The sequence below is a fragment of the Streptomyces sp. NPDC048370 genome (assembly GCF_043200825.1).
Classification (GTDB): Bacteria; Actinomycetota; Actinomycetes; order Streptomycetales; family Streptomycetaceae; genus Streptomyces.
In genome coordinates, this window is the sequence record NZ_JBICYI010000003.1 from 86,292 (window position 1) to 101,602 (window position 15,311).

A 15,311-nucleotide genomic window follows, 5' to 3' on the forward strand; every position below is an offset into this window, starting at 1 on the left:
GGGGGCCGGACGCGTGTCCAGGCTGACGGGGTGGTGGAGCGGGCGCGACAGCGCGGCCAAGGTCGAGCTGTACACCCGCTGGAGCTTCCACTTCTTCATGGTGATCGAGATCGCCGCCATCGGTCTCATACCGATCGCGGACGCCGGGTACAACCCGCTCGGCACCCCCCTCGGCCTCGCGCTGACCCTGCTGGTCTGCGTACACGCCGTACTGAACGCCGTGCTCTCCTCCCGCGCCCTGGACTGGGCCCTGGATCGGCGCGACCGGCCGGTCCGGCTCGCGACCGCGATGACCGTCCTGACGGCGGTCGCTTCGCTGACCGTGATCGCGCTGCGGGCCACGGGAGTGCTCGGCGACCCCGCCGTCGCCGCCGCCGTCGTCACCGGCATGATCACCTTCGCCGTGGGCAGCCTCGTGCTCTGCATCCGCAGGCCCCGCCGCATGCTGTACGTCGTCCCCGTCGCCGCGCTCGCGACCGGCGTCGCCGTCGTGGCGATGGGGCTCCACCCGGGCGAGGCCCTCGGCTACGCCGTCGCGATCACCTTGGGCGGTGGCGGCCTCGCCGCCGCCTGCGGGTTCTCCGGCTGGTTGATGAAGATCGTCTGGGAGCTGGAGCGCTCCCGCGACCTGAAGGCCCGGCTCGCGGTCGCCGAGGAACGGCTCCGCTTCGGCCGCGACCTGCACGACGTCATGGGCCGCAACCTGTCGGTGATCGCCCTCAAGAGCGAACTCGCCGTCCAGCTCGCGCGGCGCGAACGGCCCGAGGCCGTCGACCAGATGATCGAGGTGCAGCGGATCGCGCAGGAGTCCCAGCGCGAGGTACGGGACGTGGTGCGCGGCTACCGGGAGGCCGACCTGCGCGTCGAACTGGAGGGCGCGCGCGGGGTGCTGGGGGCCGCCGGCATCGACTGCGCGATCGACCCGGTGCCCGTGGAACTCCCGGCCGGCGTCCAGTCGGTGCTCGGCTGGGTGGTGCGGGAGACGACGACCAACGTGCTGCGGCACGGCGACGCGCGGACGTGCGCGATCTCGCTGCGGGAGAAGGGCGGTTCGGTGCTGCTGACGGTACGGAACGACGGCGTGAGGGAAGGGGCGGTGATGGAGCGCGGCTCGGGGCTCGCGGGGCTGCGGGAGCGGCTCGCGGCGGTCGACGGGACCCTGGAGGCGGGCCCGGACGGCAACGGTACGTTCCAGGTGACGGCGCTGGTGCCGGTCCCCGCGCAGGGGCGGGGAGCGGAGTCGTGACCGTACGCGTGCTGCTCGCCGACGACGAGCACCTGATCCGGGGCGCGCTCGCCGCGCTGCTCGCCCTGGAGGACGATCTCGTGGTCGTCGCCCAGGCCGCCACAGGACCCGAGGCGCTCGCCATGGCCCGCGCCCACCGGCCCGATGTCGCCGTCCTCGATCTGCAGATGCCGGGCCTCGACGGTGTGAGGGTCGCCACAGCCCTGCGGGACGAACTGCCCGACTGCCGCACCATGATCGTGACCAGTCACGGCCGCCCCGGACACCTCAAGCGGGCGCTCGCGGCCGGCGTGCGGGGCTTCGTGCCGAAGACCGTCAGCGCCCAGCGGCTTGCCGAGCTCATCCGTACCGTGCACGCCGGAAACCGTTACGTGGACCCGGAGTTGGCGGCCGACGCGATCGCCGCCGGGGACTCCCCGCTGACCGCGCGCGAGGCCGAGGTGCTCGAACTCGCGGCGGACGGCGCACCGGTCGCGGAGATCGCCGAGCGGGCCTCGCTCTCGCAGGGAACGGTCCGGAACTACCTCTCCTCGGCCGCCGCGAAGCTCGGTGCCGAGAACCGTCACACGGCGGTGCGTCTCGCACGCGAGAAAGGTTGGGTATAGTTGGCTCCGCGCTACGGCGCATGCGGACGTGGCTCAGTTGGTAGAGCATCACCTTGCCAAGGTGAGGGTCGCGAGTTCGAATCTCGTCGTCCGCTCCATCGAAGAAGCCCCCGGTCCTCTCGGACCGGGGGCTTCTTCGTGTCTCTTTACTTCCAGGTGTTGCCGGTCAGGAGCTCGTACGCCTCGATGTACTTGGCGCGGGTCGCGTCCACGATCTCCTGCGGGAGGGCCGGCGGCGGCTGCTCGCTCGTCCGGTCCCAGCCGGAGGCCGCGGAGGTCAGCCAGTCGCGGACGAACTGCTTGTCGTACGAGGGCTGGGCACGGCCCGGCTGCCACTGGTCGGCCGGCCAGAAGCGGGACGAGTCCGGGGTGAGGACCTCGTCGGCGAGGATCAGCCGCTCACCGTCCGCGGTCGAGGCGAAGCCGAACTCGAACTTGGTGTCCGCGAGGATGATCCCGCGCTCGCGGGCGATGCCCCGGGCCCTGCCGTAGACGGCGAGGGTCGTCTGGCGCAGCAGGGCGGCCGTCTCCGCGCCGACCTGGCGGGCGACCTCCTCGTACGGGACGTTCTCGTCGTGGTCGCCGACGGCGGCCTTGGTGGCCGGGGTGAAGATCGGCGCGGGCAGCTCGGAGCCGTCGCTGAGGCCCTCGGGGAGCGCGAGGCCGCAGACCGTACGGGACTCCTTGTACTCGACCAGGCCGGAGCCGGTCAGATAGCCGCGGGCCACGCACTCGACCGGCACCATCTTCAGGGACTGGCAGACGAGGGTGCGGCCCTCCCAGTCGGCTGGGGCGCCGGCCGGGACGTCGGTGGAGATGACGTGGTTGGGGACGAGGTCGGCGAGCCGGTCGAACCACCACAGGGAGAGCTGGGTGAGCACCCGCCCCTTGTCGGGGATCTCGGTCGGCAGGACCCAGTCGTACGCGGACATGCGGTCACTCGCCACCATCACGAGCTCGCCGGCCTCGTTCTGGTAGAGGTCACGCACCTTGCCCGTGTGGAGGTGGGTCAGGCCCGGGACCTGAACAGGCTCGGGCTTTTCTACGAATCCGGACACGGTTCCTCCGCGTAGGTTGATCCAGGAACGGTTCGATTCTCTCGCACCACGCGGGGTGCGCGACGCGCGACCCCTCGAACGCCCTGGTCAGTCGGGACCGCAGCCGGTCCCGCCCGGCCGGTCCAGTCCGGCCGGTCCAGTCCCTCCAGGCCGGTCAGTCCCGCTCGGCCGGTCAGTCCCGCTTGCAGATGCGGTCGAGGAGGTTCGCGGTGGCGCGCTGGATCCTGGGATCGACATGGCCCGGCCGGTCCAGGGCGGGGGACCAGGCGAAGGTGCCGGAGGCGAAGACCCACGCGCCGGACGGGGCCCGGTAGAGCGAGGTCTCCTGGTGGCGCAGGGCGCCCTCACTGTCCCTGTACGGCGAGTGGGCGAGCAGGATGCGGCCCTCGTGCTCGGGAAGCGCGGTGCGCGGGAAGTAACGGTCGGCCTCGCCCGCGACCAGGCCGGGGATCTCGTCCCCGTCCCCGGCGCCGGTGGCCTCCCAGAGCCAGTGGTCCGCGTTCCGTACGACCAGCGGGTGCGGCTCCGGCACCCTGCCCGCGTACTGGATCCCGAGCAGCTGCTGCTCCGGGCGGTCGATCTCGCGCCAGAGCGCGGGGCGGCCGGGGCCACGGCGCTTGCGGCAGGTGAGGAGGCGGTCGGGGACTCCGGACGGGGAGGGCCCCAGCTCCACCTGCCAGTACATGGTGTTGGCGGAGAGGAAGACGAGGGAGGTGCCCTGCTCGCGGGCGAGTTCGACGGTCCGGCGCATGGGCACGGACCAGTACTCGTCATGACCGGGGAAGACCAGGCCCCGGTAGCGGGTCGGGTCGACGCGGCCGGCGTGCAGGTCGCGGGTCTCGGCGTAGGCGAGGTCGTAGCCGTACCGCTCGGCCCAGCGGATGAAGTCGTACGCGTGGCCCACGTGGAGAGGGAGGCCCGCACCCGCGTAGGGGCGGTCGAAGGAGACGGTGATCGCCGCGTCCTCCTCGCCGAGGAGCCGGCCCTGCTCGTCCCACGCGTGGTAGAGGCTGGCGCCCGTCCTGCCGTCCTCCGGATAGAGGTTGTACGCCTGCCAGGTGATGTCCGGGAGGACGAGGAGGAGGTCGGCCGGGTGGTCGTCCCGGACGGTGAAGGGGATGTGGGAGCGGTAGCCGTCGGCGGTGGTGAGCACGGCGACGTACGCGCCGATCGACCAGTGGGCCGGGATCTGCAGCCGCCAGGACTGCCACCAGTGGTGGCAGGAGACCGTGCGGTCGGCGGTGAGCGGGGCCGGCTGGACGATGCCGGAGAGCCGGGGGCTCGTGGTGATCTTGGTGGCGCCCTCGCCCGCGTAGTGACCGATCCGGTAGATGTCGACCGAGAACTGCTGCGGCGGGTCCACGGTGATGTGGAAATCGATCGCCTCGCCGGGGGCCACGGCCCCGTTGGAGACGAAGCCCTTGATCTGGCTCCGTACGTCGTCGGCGGTGCGCGGGCCTCCGCTGCCGCCGCGGGCCAGGGTCTCGTCGGCGTACCAGGGGACTACCTGGCCCGTGTCGTCGAAATAGTTCTCCGAGCCGCGCAGCCAGGGCAGGGGGCCCTGGCCGAACGGGTCGGTGACGGCGTGGGCGAGCGCACCCGACTCCCACCGCCTGATCTGATCCGCCCCCATGTCGCGCCCCTCCCTCGACTCCCCCGCGCGCCGTCTTCCGTCGTCCGCACATGGAGCTGTCGTGAGCTGTCATGTGCTGCTGTCAGTGCCGGTCTCCAGCACATCACATAACGCACGCACTCCGTCACCGTTCGTCGCGAATTGACGTGAACGGAAGGCGAGCTTCCGGGGCAGTCGGTGTTTCAGACGAGGCGGACGGGCTTCTCGGGGCGTACGCCGGTCTCCGCGAGCCAGGCGTGGAGGGGGTCGGGGTCGCCGTCCTCGACGAGGGCGAGGACGCGGGCGGTCAGGTCCGTGCTCCGCACGCCGTCGACGAGGAGCGCGGGCCCGTCGAGCCAGTCGAGGCCGGGGGCGGCGCCCGCGGTGTCCACGGCGGCGCAGCAGACCATCGCCGTGACGTGGTCGGCGAGCAGATCCCGCCCGGTCCGGGGCGGCTGCAGCGGGAAGAGCGGCAGCGCGTCGCCCCCGACGGCGTCGGTGTGCGGCGCGGGCTTCGGGGCCACGGGCCGCGCGGCCTCCTCACGCGCCACATGGGCGGTGAGGGCGGCTGCAAGGGCGTCGGCGGCGGGGTTCGCGGCGAGGGGGTGCTCGGGGTCGGGGTCTTCGGGGGTGGGGGTGTCGGCGGTGGGGGTGTCGGCGGGGGCTTCGGCCGGGGTGGCCGGGGTGACGGCCTGAGGCACGGGCTTCTGGTGGGCCGACGCGTGGTGGGCCGACAGGTGGGTCAGGACGCGGGTGAGGGTCGGACCGTCCACGGTCTCGGACCCGGGCTGGAGCTCGGGCTCGATCCGGGTCTCGGCCGCGGTCCCGGGCTCGGCGCCGCTGACGGTCCCGCCACCGGTCCCGACTCCCGTACCCGTCGCCGTACCCGTACCCGTACCCGGACCCGTACTCGTCCCGCTCGACAGGCTCGGGCCGGTCGGGAGGACGCCCAGTTCGTCGAGGACGTGGTGGAGGCGGGCCGCGTCGCTGCGCCACTTCCGGTCCACGACCTCCTCCGGGTACTGGCTCCAGTCGACAGGGGACCAGTCCGGGCCGGGCTCGGCCGGGCCGCCGTGGAAGAGCCGGGCGGCGAGCAGCGAGGCGGCCTCGTCCACGGCGCCGGGCTCTTCGAGCAGGTCGCAGGCCGGGCGCTCGCCGAGCCGGGAGGTGAAGCCCTCGGCGAGGCGGTCCCGGCGGGAGAGTTCGGTGAGCGCCGCGACCACGCCCACGTCGAGGCTGGCCGGCCAGCGGCCCATCCGCCACGCGGGCAGCGCGACCCGGGTGAGCAGCCGGTCCCAGCCCGCGTAGGCGAGGCCGACCTGCTCCTGGGCGACGATCCGGATTCCGTAGTCCACAGCCTGAGCACGCTCGGAGCCGGCCACGGCGACACCCCGCTCCATCTCGGCGGCGTGCCCGCGGCACAGGCGCAGCAGGATCCGGGCGACCCACGCGATCCCGCGCGCGCCCAGCCTGCCGACCGGACCGAGCCCGGGGCTGCGGGGAGCGGCGACGGCGGCGTCGAGGCCCTGCACGAAGCGGCGGGCCGCGGCTATGTCGGGGTGCGCCGCCGGGGCCGTACCCGCGACGACGGGGGCGAGGACCGCGCGCAGCTCGCCGACACGCATCCACCACAGGAAGGGCGAGCCTATGACCAGGACCGGCGCGTCGGTGGAGCGCCGGCGGCCGGAGGCGGGCGAGCCGTGCGCCGGATGCGTACGGTCCTCCAGCCAGCTGTCGCAGTCCGGGGTCAGGGCTATCGCGGAGGGCGCGGGGACCCCGAGCCGGTCGGCCAGGTCCCGCACCATCCGGTACAGATCGGGGGCGGCCCGCTCGGAGAGCTCGACCGTCGGCGTGACGGCGGGCCGGGAGCGCGCGATCACCAGGGCGACGGCCGCCGCCGCGAGCAGGACGACCAGCGCGAGCGCGGTGACCACCCAGCGGGCGGTGTCCCAGCCGGGCCCGGTCATGTGACCCGTGACCCCGCCCGCGTAAAGGATCACGGCCGCGGCTGCGGGGAGCAGCGCGACGCCCAGTGCCCTGCCGCGGACGCGGAGCACGCCGAGGGCCCGGGAGCGCGCGGCGCGCGCACCCATCTCCTCGCCGACAACGGAACCGGTACCGGACACGCCGTACATCACCCCCTCCTGCCCTCGTCGGGACTGCCTGTGGCGGTGTTGCTCACTCCCCCACTGTGGCACCCGCCACTGACATCGCAATGCCGGTGGGCCAAGTGCCGGAACGCCTTCGCCGCACCCTAGTTGGGGCTTCGGCGGGCGTCATCCGGATGGCTCAGCCGTCACTCGATGGAATGGCTTTGGGTAAAGGTGATGACGGTTCGGGGCGGTTAGGGGCTCACTCCCCCGCGGCCTTGCGTGCGATGTCCGTACGGTGTTGCGAGCCGTCCAGACGGATGCGGCCGACCGCCTTGTACGCCCTCTCGCGGGCCCGCGCCAGGTCCTTTCCGGTCGCGGTGACGGACAGGACGCGGCCGCCGGCGCTCACGATCGCGTCGCCGTCCCGCCTGGTCCCGGCGTGCAGGACGTACGCGTGCGGGGCATCCTGCGCCGCGACCTCGTCCAGGCCCTCGATCGGGTCACCCGTCCGCGGGGTCGCCGGGTAGTTGTGCGAGGCGATGACGACGGTCACGGCCGCGTCCTCGTGCCAGTTCAGCGGCGGCTCGTTGTCGAGGGTGCCGTTGGCGGCGTTCAGCAGGACGCTCGCCAGCGGGGTCCGCAGCCGGGCCAGGACGACCTGGGTCTCCGGGTCGCCGAAGCGGGCGTTGAACTCGATGACCCGTACGCCACGGCTGGTGATCGCGAGACCCGCGTACAGCAGGCCCTGGAACGGGGTGCCGCGGCGGCGCAGCTCGTCGACCGTCGGCTGGAGGACGGTGTCCATGACCTCGTCGACCAGCTTGGGGTCGGCCCAGGGCAGCGGGGAGTACGCGCCCATGCCGCCGGTGTTCGGGCCCTCGTCGCCGTCGAGCGCGCGCTTGAAGTCCTGCGCGGGGGTGAGCGGCAGGACGGTCACACCGTCGGTGATCGCGAAGAGGGAGACCTCGGGGCCGTCGAGGTACTCCTCGATGACGACGCGGTCGCAGCCGAGGGCGTGTGCCCGGGCCTCGGCGAGGTCACTGGTGACGACGACGCCCTTGCCGGCGGCGAGACCGTCGTCCTTCACGACGTACGGAGCGCCGAAGGCGTCGAGCGCCTCGTCGATCTCCTCGGCGGTCGTGCAGACGTAGCTGCGGGCGGTCGGGACGCCGGCACCGGCCATGACGTCCTTGGCGAACGCCTTGGAGCCCTCCAGCTGCGCCGCCTGCTCGGACGGGCCGAAGCAGGGGATGCCGGCCGCGCGGACGGCGTCGGCGACGCCCGCGACGAGCGGGGCCTCCGGGCCGACGACGACCAGGTCGGCCTGGAGGCCGGTGGCCAGCCGTGCGACGGCGTCGCCGTCCAGCTGGTCGACGGGGTGCAGCTCGGCGACCTCCGCGATTCCGGCGTTGCCGGGCGCGCAGTGCAGAGCGGTGACGTCGGGATCGAGGGAGAGAGAGCGGCACAGGGCGTGTTCGCGGGCGCCGCCGCCGATGACGAGGACCTTCACGCCAGCCAGGGTAGCCCGCGCGGCCGGATGCCCTTTGTGCGGGCCACCGAGCGAGACGTCCCTACTCGTTCGTGTATTCCTCCACAACCGTCGCTCCGAGCTCGCGCACGATCAGGTCGTGGCCGGAGAGGGCGGAGTCCACGAGGTCCGGGTCGTCCTCCTCGGGCACGTCGTCCTCGGGCGCGACGGGCGGCGGGGCGTGGTGCTGCGGCTGCGCCTGCGGTACGGAGGCGGGCGCGGGTGCCTGCTGGGCGGGCGGGGCGGCCTGCGGCGGCTGCTGGGCCTGCGGCGCCTGCTGCGCGGGGGCCCACTGCTGCTGCGGGGGCGCGGCGGCCGGGGCGGAGGCCTGCGCGGGGCGGCCGCCGCCGAAGCCGGTCGCGGCGGGCGGCGGGTTGGCACCGCCCGAGGGGTCGATGATCGCCTCGATCTTCCACTGCACGTTGAACTGCTCGGCCAGGACCTGGCGCAGGACCTCCTCGCTGCCGCTGCTGGCGAAGTTGTCGCGCGCGCCGGCGTTGAGGAAGCCGAGCTGGAGGGTGGTGCCGTCGAACCCGGCGACCTGGGCGTTCTGGCTGAGCAGGATCCACGTGAAGCGGCGCCGGTTCTTGACGGCGTCGAGGATGGACGGCCACATGTTCCGCACCTGGGCGGCGCCTTGGGCCATGTCCCCGGAGGGCGCGGGGCCGGCTGCCGCCGGGGCCGGCTGGACGGGCGCGGCCGGGGCGGGGGCCGGGGCCGCGGGCGCCGAGGCGCCGGGCCAGGCGCCGGGGGCGGGAGCACCGGGGGTCGCGGCACCGGGCCAGGCACCGGGGCGGGGGGCTTCGGCGGGGGCTTGCTGGGAGGGTGCGGGTGCCGCCGGGGCCGGGGCTTGCTGGACGGGGGCGGGTGCGGGGGCGGCCGGGGCCTGCTGAACGGGTGCGGGTGCGGGGGCGGCCGGGGCCGGGGCCTGCTGAACGGGTGCGGCCGGGGGCGGGGGCGGCGGGGCCATCGGCGTATGGGCGTCGGGCCCGGGCACGTACCCCATGGCGGGCGCGGGCGAGCCGCCCGTGAAGACGGCGGCGGGGGCGGGGGCGGCCGCGGCGCCGCGCTCGAGCCGGTCGATGCGGGCCTGGAGCGACCGCTCGTCGTCGAAGGCGGCGGGCAGCAGCACGCGCGCGCAGATCAGCTCCAGCTGGAGCCGGGGCGAGGTGGCGCCGCGCATCTCGGTGAGCCCCGCGTTGACGAGGTCGGCCGCGCGGCTGAGCTCGGCAGCGCCGAACACGGATGCCTGCGCCTGCATGCGCTCCACGACGTCGACCGGGGCGTCGATGAGCCCCTTCTCGGCGGCGTCCGGCACGGCGGCGAGGATCACGAGGTCGCGCAGCCGCTCCAGCAGGTCGGCGACGAACCGCCGGGGGTCGTTGCCGCCCTCGATGACCCGGTCGACGACCTCGAAGGCGGCGGCGCCGTCACCGGAGGCGAAGGAGTCCACGACGGAGTCGAGCAGGGACCCGTCCGTATAGCCGAGAAGAGAGGTCGCCATGGCGTATGTCACACCGTCGGCGGCTGCACCGGCGAGCAGCTGGTCCATCACGGACATCGAGTCACGCACGGAACCGGCGCCGGCCCGCACGACGAGCGGCAGCACGCCGTCCTCGACGGGGATGCCCTCGCGCCCGCAGACCTCGCCCAGGTACTCCCGCAGGGTGCCGGGGGGCACGAGCCGGAAGGGGTAGTGGTGCGTCCGGGACCGAATGGTCCCGATGACCTTCTCCGGCTCGGTCGTGGCAAAAATGAACTTGAGGTGCTCCGGCGGCTCCTCGACCACCTTCAGCAGGGCGTTGAAGCCCGCCGAGGTGACCATGTGCGCCTCGTCGATGATGTAGATCTTGTACCGGCTGGACGCGGGCCCGAAGAAGGCCTTCTCCCGCAGGTCACGGGCGTCGTCCACACCACCGTGGGACGCGGCGTCGATCTCGATGACGTCGATCGACCCCGGCCCGTTCCGCGCCAGGTCACGGCAGGACTGGCACTCGCCGCAGGGTGTGGGAGTGGGACCCTGCTCACAGTTCAGACAGCGCGCCAGGATGCGCGCACTGGTCGTCTTGCCACAGCCCCGGGGTCCGCTGAACAGGTACGCGTGATTGACCCGGTTGTTCCGCAGGGCCTGCTGCAACGGGTCGGTGACATGCTCCTGCCCGATGACCTCGGCGAAGGACTCGGGGCGGTAGCGGCGGTACAGCGCGAGAGACGACACGTATACGAGGTTATAGGCGCCCACCGACAACCCGGGCACTCCAGCAGCACGAGAGCATCGCCCGGGAACGCAGGAGCCCGGGGCCCCAGGCCTCCGGGAGCAGGAGCCCGGGAACGCAAGCGCCCCCCACGCACCCGCCAGAGCCGACCTACCCTTGCTGCCTTCCGGCCCTGGGGGAGTTCAGTCAGATAGCGCCACGTGAGGGGCTCCGCCAAGGGTACCCGATCCCAGGCCCCTCCCGGTCCCCCGCTTCCGATCACGAGAACCTCTTCTGGATCACGTTCGCGAGCACCCCTCAGCGTCTTGTATTGTTTGCGGCGGAGGATTCGCCTAGTGGCCTAGGGCGCACGCTTGGAAAGCGTGTTGGGGGCAACCCCTCACGAGTTCGAATCTCGTATCCTCCGCCAGTGCCTCACCGGGCACGATGTCGAAGGGCCCCACCGTTCGCGGTGGGGCCCTTCTTCGTGCTGTCTCGTACGTGCACGTACCTACACGTACGTACTCAGCAGACCGACAGGGTCCGTACGTACCCGCCGATGTTCTCGTCGTCCGTGCCGAGGACGGTCTCGGGGGAGTCCGGGAGGCACTCCACCGCCTCGACCTTGTACTGGGGGAAGGTCCCGAGGACGGTCGGGGAGGTGGCGAGGGTGACCCGGACCCTGCCCGCCGAGGAGACCGTCACGCGGCCGGCGTCGGTCACGGCCGAGTCGAAGGGGCCGTCGTCGCCCGCGTCCGACGCCGAGCTGACGAGGATGCGGCCCTCCTCGGTCACCGAGATGTCGGAGATGTGGCGCGTCCCGCCGTCGACCGGGTACGGCGCCCCGTAGGGCCGGCGCGTGACGGCGCCGAACAGCGGCTGGCCCCACGCGGCGAAGGTGAGCGGCGCCGCGTACAGGGTGGCGGGGCGGTCCGGGCCCGCTCCCCGGTCCGCCCAGAGTGCGGCGAGCTTCCCGTTCTGTGCGACGAGCGCGAAGCTCTCGAAGTCGTCGCCCTCGCCGATCGCGGGGAGCGGCGCGTACTCGACGACCGTCGCCGTGGAGCCGTCGACCTTGAGGCGGTGGACGATGCCTCGGGCCGCGAGCGCGACGTACTCCCCCGGCGCCCCGGGGATCGCCTCGATCGCCTCCAGGTCCACCGGCTCCGCGCCCACCCAGGTGAGCGGGGAGACGCTGTCGGAACCGTCCCGGTGCGTGATCCGGGAGAGCCGCTGCTGCCCGGTCCGCTTGTTGTCGTGGACAGCCAGCAGGTTCACCCCGCTCCTGTCCGCCGTACGGCCCTCGTACGCGAGCCCGCTGACGCCGCTCCGGGCGTCGCCGCCGACCTTCTGCCATGCGCCGTCCGCGCCGGCCGGGCCACTGCCGAGCACCGTCAACAGGGTCGCCGCCGCCACCGCGAGTGCGGCCGTGCGCCGCCGTACCGTAGGGAGTTCCACCGGGTCGCCCACCTTCTGTCCGCTCAGACGCGAGGTCACGCGCCGGACGTCAGGTTATGGATCATGGTGGGCGCCCGCGGGTGGCGCTTAGCCCGTTCGCCGGAGCGCGAAGGCGCACTCGCCGGGCGCACGCACGGCGCCCCCACCCTGGCCCTGGCCCTGGCCCTGGTCCTGACCCTGACCCTGGCCCTGACCCTGGTCCTGACCCTGGTCCTGGTCCTGGTCCTGGACTACACCGGGCAGGGGCTGTACTCGAGGCTCAGTTCGCGGTCGACGGCGTAACTGGTGCGCATCGAGGCGTCGGTGACCTTCTCCCAGGAGCCGTACTTGGCGTAGAGCTGGTCCGCCGTCGGGCCGAGGGGGTTGCCGTACTTGGCGATGTTGCGCTCCTCCAGGATCCGGACCTCCTCGGGGGTCATGCCCGCACGGGTGATCTCCTTGGCCTGGTTGCGCATGTCGACCAGTTCGCGCGCGATCTCCTCCTCGGAGGCGCCGGCCTTGCGCATGTTGGCCTCCGTACGGTGCATGTCCTCCAGGAGATCGTGGTAGCGGATCCGGGTCCGCTGGGCCTCGACCTTCTCGTCCATCGGCAGGACGCGGATCCGGCAGACGACCGGGTCCGGACTGGGGCAGGGGTCGTCGGCGGCGACGGGCCGGGCGAGCGGGGCGGTGATGATCGAGCCGCACGCCTCCGCCGCTGTGGAGACGGCGGAGCCTGCGGTGCCCAGCAGTGCGACGGCGGCCACGAAAGGGACCAGGGCGCGGCGCGGGAAGGGGAGGGAGAGGGATCGGGGGAGGGATCGGGGGGAAGGGAGGCGCATGGGCGCCACCTTGGCGAGGGCGGCGCGCGGGTTCACGCCGCCACACCGGTGATCACTCCTACGGGGCGAGACGCAGAGCGAGTCCGTCGAGGACGACGTCCAGGCCGTACGAGAACTTGGAGTCGCGGATCTCGACCGGGTCGAGGGCCAGGGACTCCTGGTAGGACTCGTTCAGGTGGGCGTGGTCGGACGCGGCCTGCTGGGCAGCGGGGGCGAGGCGGGCGATGAAGTCGGCCTCCGTCTCGCCGGAGCGCGCGACCGTCGTGAGCCAGGCCGCCTCCGTCGTACTCATGCCGATGACGTACGCCAGGAGCGTCTCGATCGCCCGACTCGGCTCGGGGAAGCCGACGTTGGTGAAGAGGGACGCCAACCGCTCCGAGTACGCCATGAGGTTGGGGCCCAGGTAGGCGAGGCCCGCCTGGCCGAGGACCGAGGCCAGCCAGGGGTGGCGCAGGGCCGACGCGCGGAACGAGCCGGCGGCCTCGGTCGCGGCGGCGCGCCAGTCGGGGCTGTCGGCGGGCGGTACGGAGATCTCGCCGAAGACCTCGTCGACGGCGAGCTCCATCAGCTCGTCCTTGGTGGCGACGTGCCGGTAGAGGGAGGTGGCGCCGGCGTTCAGTCGGGCGCCGAGCTTGCGCATGCTGAGCGCCTCGATGCCGTCGGCGTCCAGCATGACGATCGCCTCGCGGACGATCGCGGCGCGGCTGAGCGCGGGCTGATCGGCGGCGGCCGCCTGCCGGGCCCATACGGACGGGATCGGGTTGCTCGGGTTCGGGCTCGGCTTCGGGCTCGGCTTCGGGCTCGGCTTCTCGGCCATGGGGACGCCTCCTGTCGATGCGGTGTGGTGCGGGGTGGGGCACATGGCGCTGCGTACAGCGTGCGCATTCAGCGTACAGGAGCGAGGTCTTGCGCACGGTGTACGCGTCTGCGTACAGTGTTCGCATCGAAGGAACACCGTGCGTAGCCGAGAAGAACAAGAGGAACTCCCATGGAAACCGTCCGCAATCCACGCCGTTGGTGGATCCTCGTCGTGCTGTGCCTCAGCACGCTGGTCCTGGTCGTCGACAGCATGGCGCTCACCGTCGCGGTCCCGTCGATGACCGCGGACATCGGCGCGAGCGCCACGGACATCCAGTGGATCCTCGACTCCTACATCCTGGTCTTCGCCGGCCTGCTGCTGACCTCCGGAAGCCTCGGCGACCGGTTCGGGCGGCGGAAGGTCATGGTCATCGGCCTGCTGCTCTTCGGACTCGCGTCACTGGCCGCGACCTTCTGCGACGACCCCGGTGAGGTCATCGCCGTACGCATCGCGATGGGTGTCGGCGGCGCGCTGATCATGCCCTCGACGCTGTCGATCCTCATCACCGTCTTCGACGAGGACGAGCGCGGCAAGGCGATGGCCGCGTGGGGTTCGGTGTCGATGCTCGGCCTGGTCGGCAGCCCGGTGCTCGGCGGCGTACTGATCGACCACTTCTCCTGGCAGTCCATCTTCCTCATCAACGTGCCGGTCGTGATCCTGGCCGTCATCGCCGCGCTCACCCTCATGCCGGAGTCCAAGGGCCCCTGGCAGAAGGCGGACCCGCTCGGCGCGGTCCTGTCGGCGGTCGGTATGACCGCGCTGATCTGGTGGATCATCGAGATCCCGCAGCACGGCGCGTTCGAGGGCCGGGGTCTCATCACGCTGGTGGTCGCGGTCGTCGCCCTGGGCGGGTTCGTGGTCTGGGAGAACGTCACCGCGTCGCCGATGGTCCCGCTGGTCCTCTTCAAGCACCGCAACTTCAGTGGCGGTTCGCTGTCCCTCACTCTGGTGCAGATCGGCAACGGCGGCCTGCTGCTCGTCCTCACCCAGTACCTGCAGTTCGTGCTCGGCTACTCCCCGGTCAAGGCGGGCCTCGCCTTCGTCCCGCTCGCCGTCGCCGCCCTGCTCGGCAACGCCGCCGGCGCCGGACTGGCCGCCAAGGTCGGCTACCGGGTGCTGGTCCTGAGCGGCATGCTCGTGATGGCCGCCTCGTTCGCCCTCCTGACGACCGTCGACGCGACCTCCGGCTTCACGGTCCCCGCGATCGGACTCGGCCTCCTCGGCCTGGGTGCGGGTATCGCGATGCCGGCGGCGGTCGGCGCGCTGATGGGCACGATCCCGGAGGAGCAGGCGGGCGTGGGTTCGGCCCTGAACGACACGATCCAGCAGGCGGGCACCGCACTCGGCATCGCGATCCTCGGCTCGCTCCTCTCCAGCCGCTTCGCCTCGGAGATGCCCTCCGACGCCCCGGACCAGGCCAAGCACTCCATCGGCGGCGCGCTGGCGGCGGCGGGCGGCGACAGCACCCTGGCGAACGCGGCCCGCGAGGCCTTCACCTCGTCCATGTCGACGACCTTCACGATCAGCGCGATCGGGGTCCTGGCGGCGGCGATCCTGGCGGCGGTGGTGATGCGCGACGCGAAGCCGAGCGCGCCGGCGCCGACGTCGACCGCGACCCCTCAGCCCGAGGAGCAGCCCGCCTCGACGCCGGAGCTGGTCGCCTGACGGGACCTGAGCAGCACCTCAGACTGCACACGGTGGAAGGCCCTGACCGGGGAACCGGTCAGGGCCTTCGGCGTTGCCCGGCCGCGCCGATGGTCCCACTGGTGTGGTGATTTCACCGGTTCGAGGGGTCCGGACCGGCAGAGACGTTCCGCCCGCGCATGCGCTCAGTGATCA

The 15,311-nt window shown here is 72.7% G+C and carries 12 protein-coding genes, 2 tRNA genes and 1 other RNA gene; 6 read left to right on the plus strand and 9 right to left on the minus strand.

Annotation, left to right across the window (positions count from 1 at the left end):
- Positions 1–13 precede the first annotated feature (13 nt).
- From ACGFYP_RS07685 to ACGFYP_RS07695, 3 genes are all read left to right on the plus strand, one after another.
- Positions 14–1,246, plus strand: coding sequence for a sensor histidine kinase (locus tag ACGFYP_RS07685; protein WP_393487721.1), 1,233 nt, complete (start codon positions 14–16; stop codon positions 1,244–1,246).
- Positions 1,243–1,851: a response regulator transcription factor gene (locus ACGFYP_RS07690; protein WP_361957989.1), complete on the plus strand. Its 609-nt coding sequence runs from the start codon at positions 1,243–1,245 to the stop codon at positions 1,849–1,851. Before ACGFYP_RS07685 ends, ACGFYP_RS07690 begins: the two co-directional genes overlap by 4 nt.
- A gap of 22 nt (positions 1,852–1,873) precedes the next feature.
- Positions 1,874–1,949: transfer RNA gene (locus tag ACGFYP_RS07695), tRNA-Gly, on the plus strand.
- 48 nt (positions 1,950–1,997) lie between these two features.
- Here the strand turns inward: ACGFYP_RS07695 and ACGFYP_RS07700 are convergent.
- The 6 genes from ACGFYP_RS07700 to ffs all read right to left on the minus strand — a co-directional run bounded on the left by ACGFYP_RS07700 (position 1,998) and on the right by ffs (position 10,571).
- A complete protein-coding gene (locus ACGFYP_RS07700) occupies positions 1,998–2,909 on the minus strand; it encodes a phosphoribosylaminoimidazolesuccinocarboxamide synthase (protein ID WP_393487724.1) in 912 nt (303 codons plus the stop codon).
- A 172-nt stretch (positions 2,910–3,081) separates the two neighbouring features.
- Entirely contained in the window at positions 3,082–4,542 is a 1,461-nt protein-coding gene (locus ACGFYP_RS07705; protein WP_393487728.1) for a N,N-dimethylformamidase beta subunit family domain-containing protein, read from the minus strand.
- Positions 4,543–4,724: 182 nt separating this feature from the next.
- Entirely contained in the window at positions 4,725–6,656 is a 1,932-nt protein-coding gene (locus tag ACGFYP_RS07710) for a hypothetical protein (protein ID WP_393487731.1), read from the minus strand.
- A gap of 217 nt (positions 6,657–6,873) precedes the next feature.
- On the minus strand, positions 6,874–8,124 hold the full coding sequence (gene purD / locus ACGFYP_RS07715) for a phosphoribosylamine--glycine ligase (protein WP_393487734.1): 1,251 nt from the start codon (positions 8,122–8,124) through the stop codon (positions 6,874–6,876).
- A gap of 61 nt (positions 8,125–8,185) precedes the next feature.
- Complete coding sequence (locus ACGFYP_RS07720) at positions 8,186–10,360, minus strand: DNA polymerase III subunit gamma and tau (RefSeq protein ID WP_393487736.1); 2,175 nt, start codon at positions 10,358–10,360, stop codon at positions 8,186–8,188.
- A gap of 112 nt (positions 10,361–10,472) precedes the next feature.
- An RNA gene (ffs, locus tag ACGFYP_RS07725) (signal recognition particle sRNA small type) lies at positions 10,473–10,571 on the minus strand.
- A gap of 108 nt (positions 10,572–10,679) precedes the next feature.
- Here ffs and ACGFYP_RS07730 point away from each other — a divergent pair.
- Positions 10,680–10,767, plus strand: a tRNA-Ser gene (locus tag ACGFYP_RS07730).
- A 95-nt stretch (positions 10,768–10,862) separates the two neighbouring features.
- Here ACGFYP_RS07730 and ACGFYP_RS07735 read toward each other — a convergent pair.
- Positions 10,863–11,792, minus strand: coding sequence for a hypothetical protein (locus ACGFYP_RS07735; protein WP_393487739.1), 930 nt, complete (start codon positions 11,790–11,792; stop codon positions 10,863–10,865).
- 63 nt (positions 11,793–11,855) lie between these two features.
- Between ACGFYP_RS07735 and ACGFYP_RS07740 the strand changes: the two genes are divergently transcribed.
- Complete coding sequence (locus tag ACGFYP_RS07740) at positions 11,856–12,074, plus strand: hypothetical protein (RefSeq protein WP_393487741.1); 219 nt, start codon at positions 11,856–11,858, stop codon at positions 12,072–12,074.
- Here ACGFYP_RS07740 and ACGFYP_RS07745 read toward each other — a convergent pair.
- On the minus strand, positions 12,023–12,613 hold the full coding sequence (locus tag ACGFYP_RS07745; RefSeq protein WP_393487743.1) for a hypothetical protein: 591 nt from the start codon (positions 12,611–12,613) through the stop codon (positions 12,023–12,025). The two genes, ACGFYP_RS07740 and ACGFYP_RS07745, sit on opposite strands and share 52 nt — an antisense overlap.
- Before the next feature lie 58 nt (positions 12,614–12,671).
- Positions 12,672–13,430 (minus strand): TetR/AcrR family transcriptional regulator, encoded by a 759-nt coding sequence (locus ACGFYP_RS07750; RefSeq protein ID WP_393487747.1) that lies wholly within the window; start codon positions 13,428–13,430, stop codon positions 12,672–12,674.
- Between the two features lie 171 nt (positions 13,431–13,601).
- Here ACGFYP_RS07750 and ACGFYP_RS07755 point away from each other — a divergent pair, with 171 nt between their 5' ends.
- Positions 13,602–15,137 carry an MFS transporter gene (locus tag ACGFYP_RS07755; RefSeq protein WP_393487749.1) on the plus strand — a complete coding sequence of 512 codons (1,536 nt, stop codon included), beginning with the start codon at positions 13,602–13,604 and terminating at the stop codon, positions 15,135–15,137.
- Positions 15,138–15,311: the final 174 nt, after the last annotated feature.

Excerpts from the sequence above, each read along its gene's own strand:
- ACGFYP_RS07710 (WP_393487731.1), bottom strand. The coding sequence starts at position 6,656 with ATGTACGGCGTGTCCGGTACCGGTTCCGTTGTCGGCGAGGAGATGGGT.
- ACGFYP_RS07740 (WP_393487741.1), top strand. The coding sequence starts at position 11,856 with ATGGTGGGCGCCCGCGGGTGGCGCTTAGCCCGTTCGCCGGAGCGCGAA.
- ACGFYP_RS07755 (WP_393487749.1), top strand. The coding sequence starts at position 13,602 with ATGGAAACCGTCCGCAATCCACGCCGTTGGTGGATCCTCGTCGTGCTG.
- ACGFYP_RS07750 (WP_393487747.1), bottom strand. The coding sequence starts at position 13,430 with ATGGCCGAGAAGCCGAGCCCGAAGCCGAGCCCGAAGCCGAGCCCGAAC.
- ACGFYP_RS07705 (WP_393487728.1), bottom strand. The coding sequence starts at position 4,542 with ATGGGGGCGGATCAGATCAGGCGGTGGGAGTCGGGTGCGCTCGCCCAC.
- ACGFYP_RS07745 (WP_393487743.1), bottom strand. The coding sequence starts at position 12,613 with ATGCGCCTCCCTTCCCCCCGATCCCTCCCCCGATCCCTCTCCCTCCCC.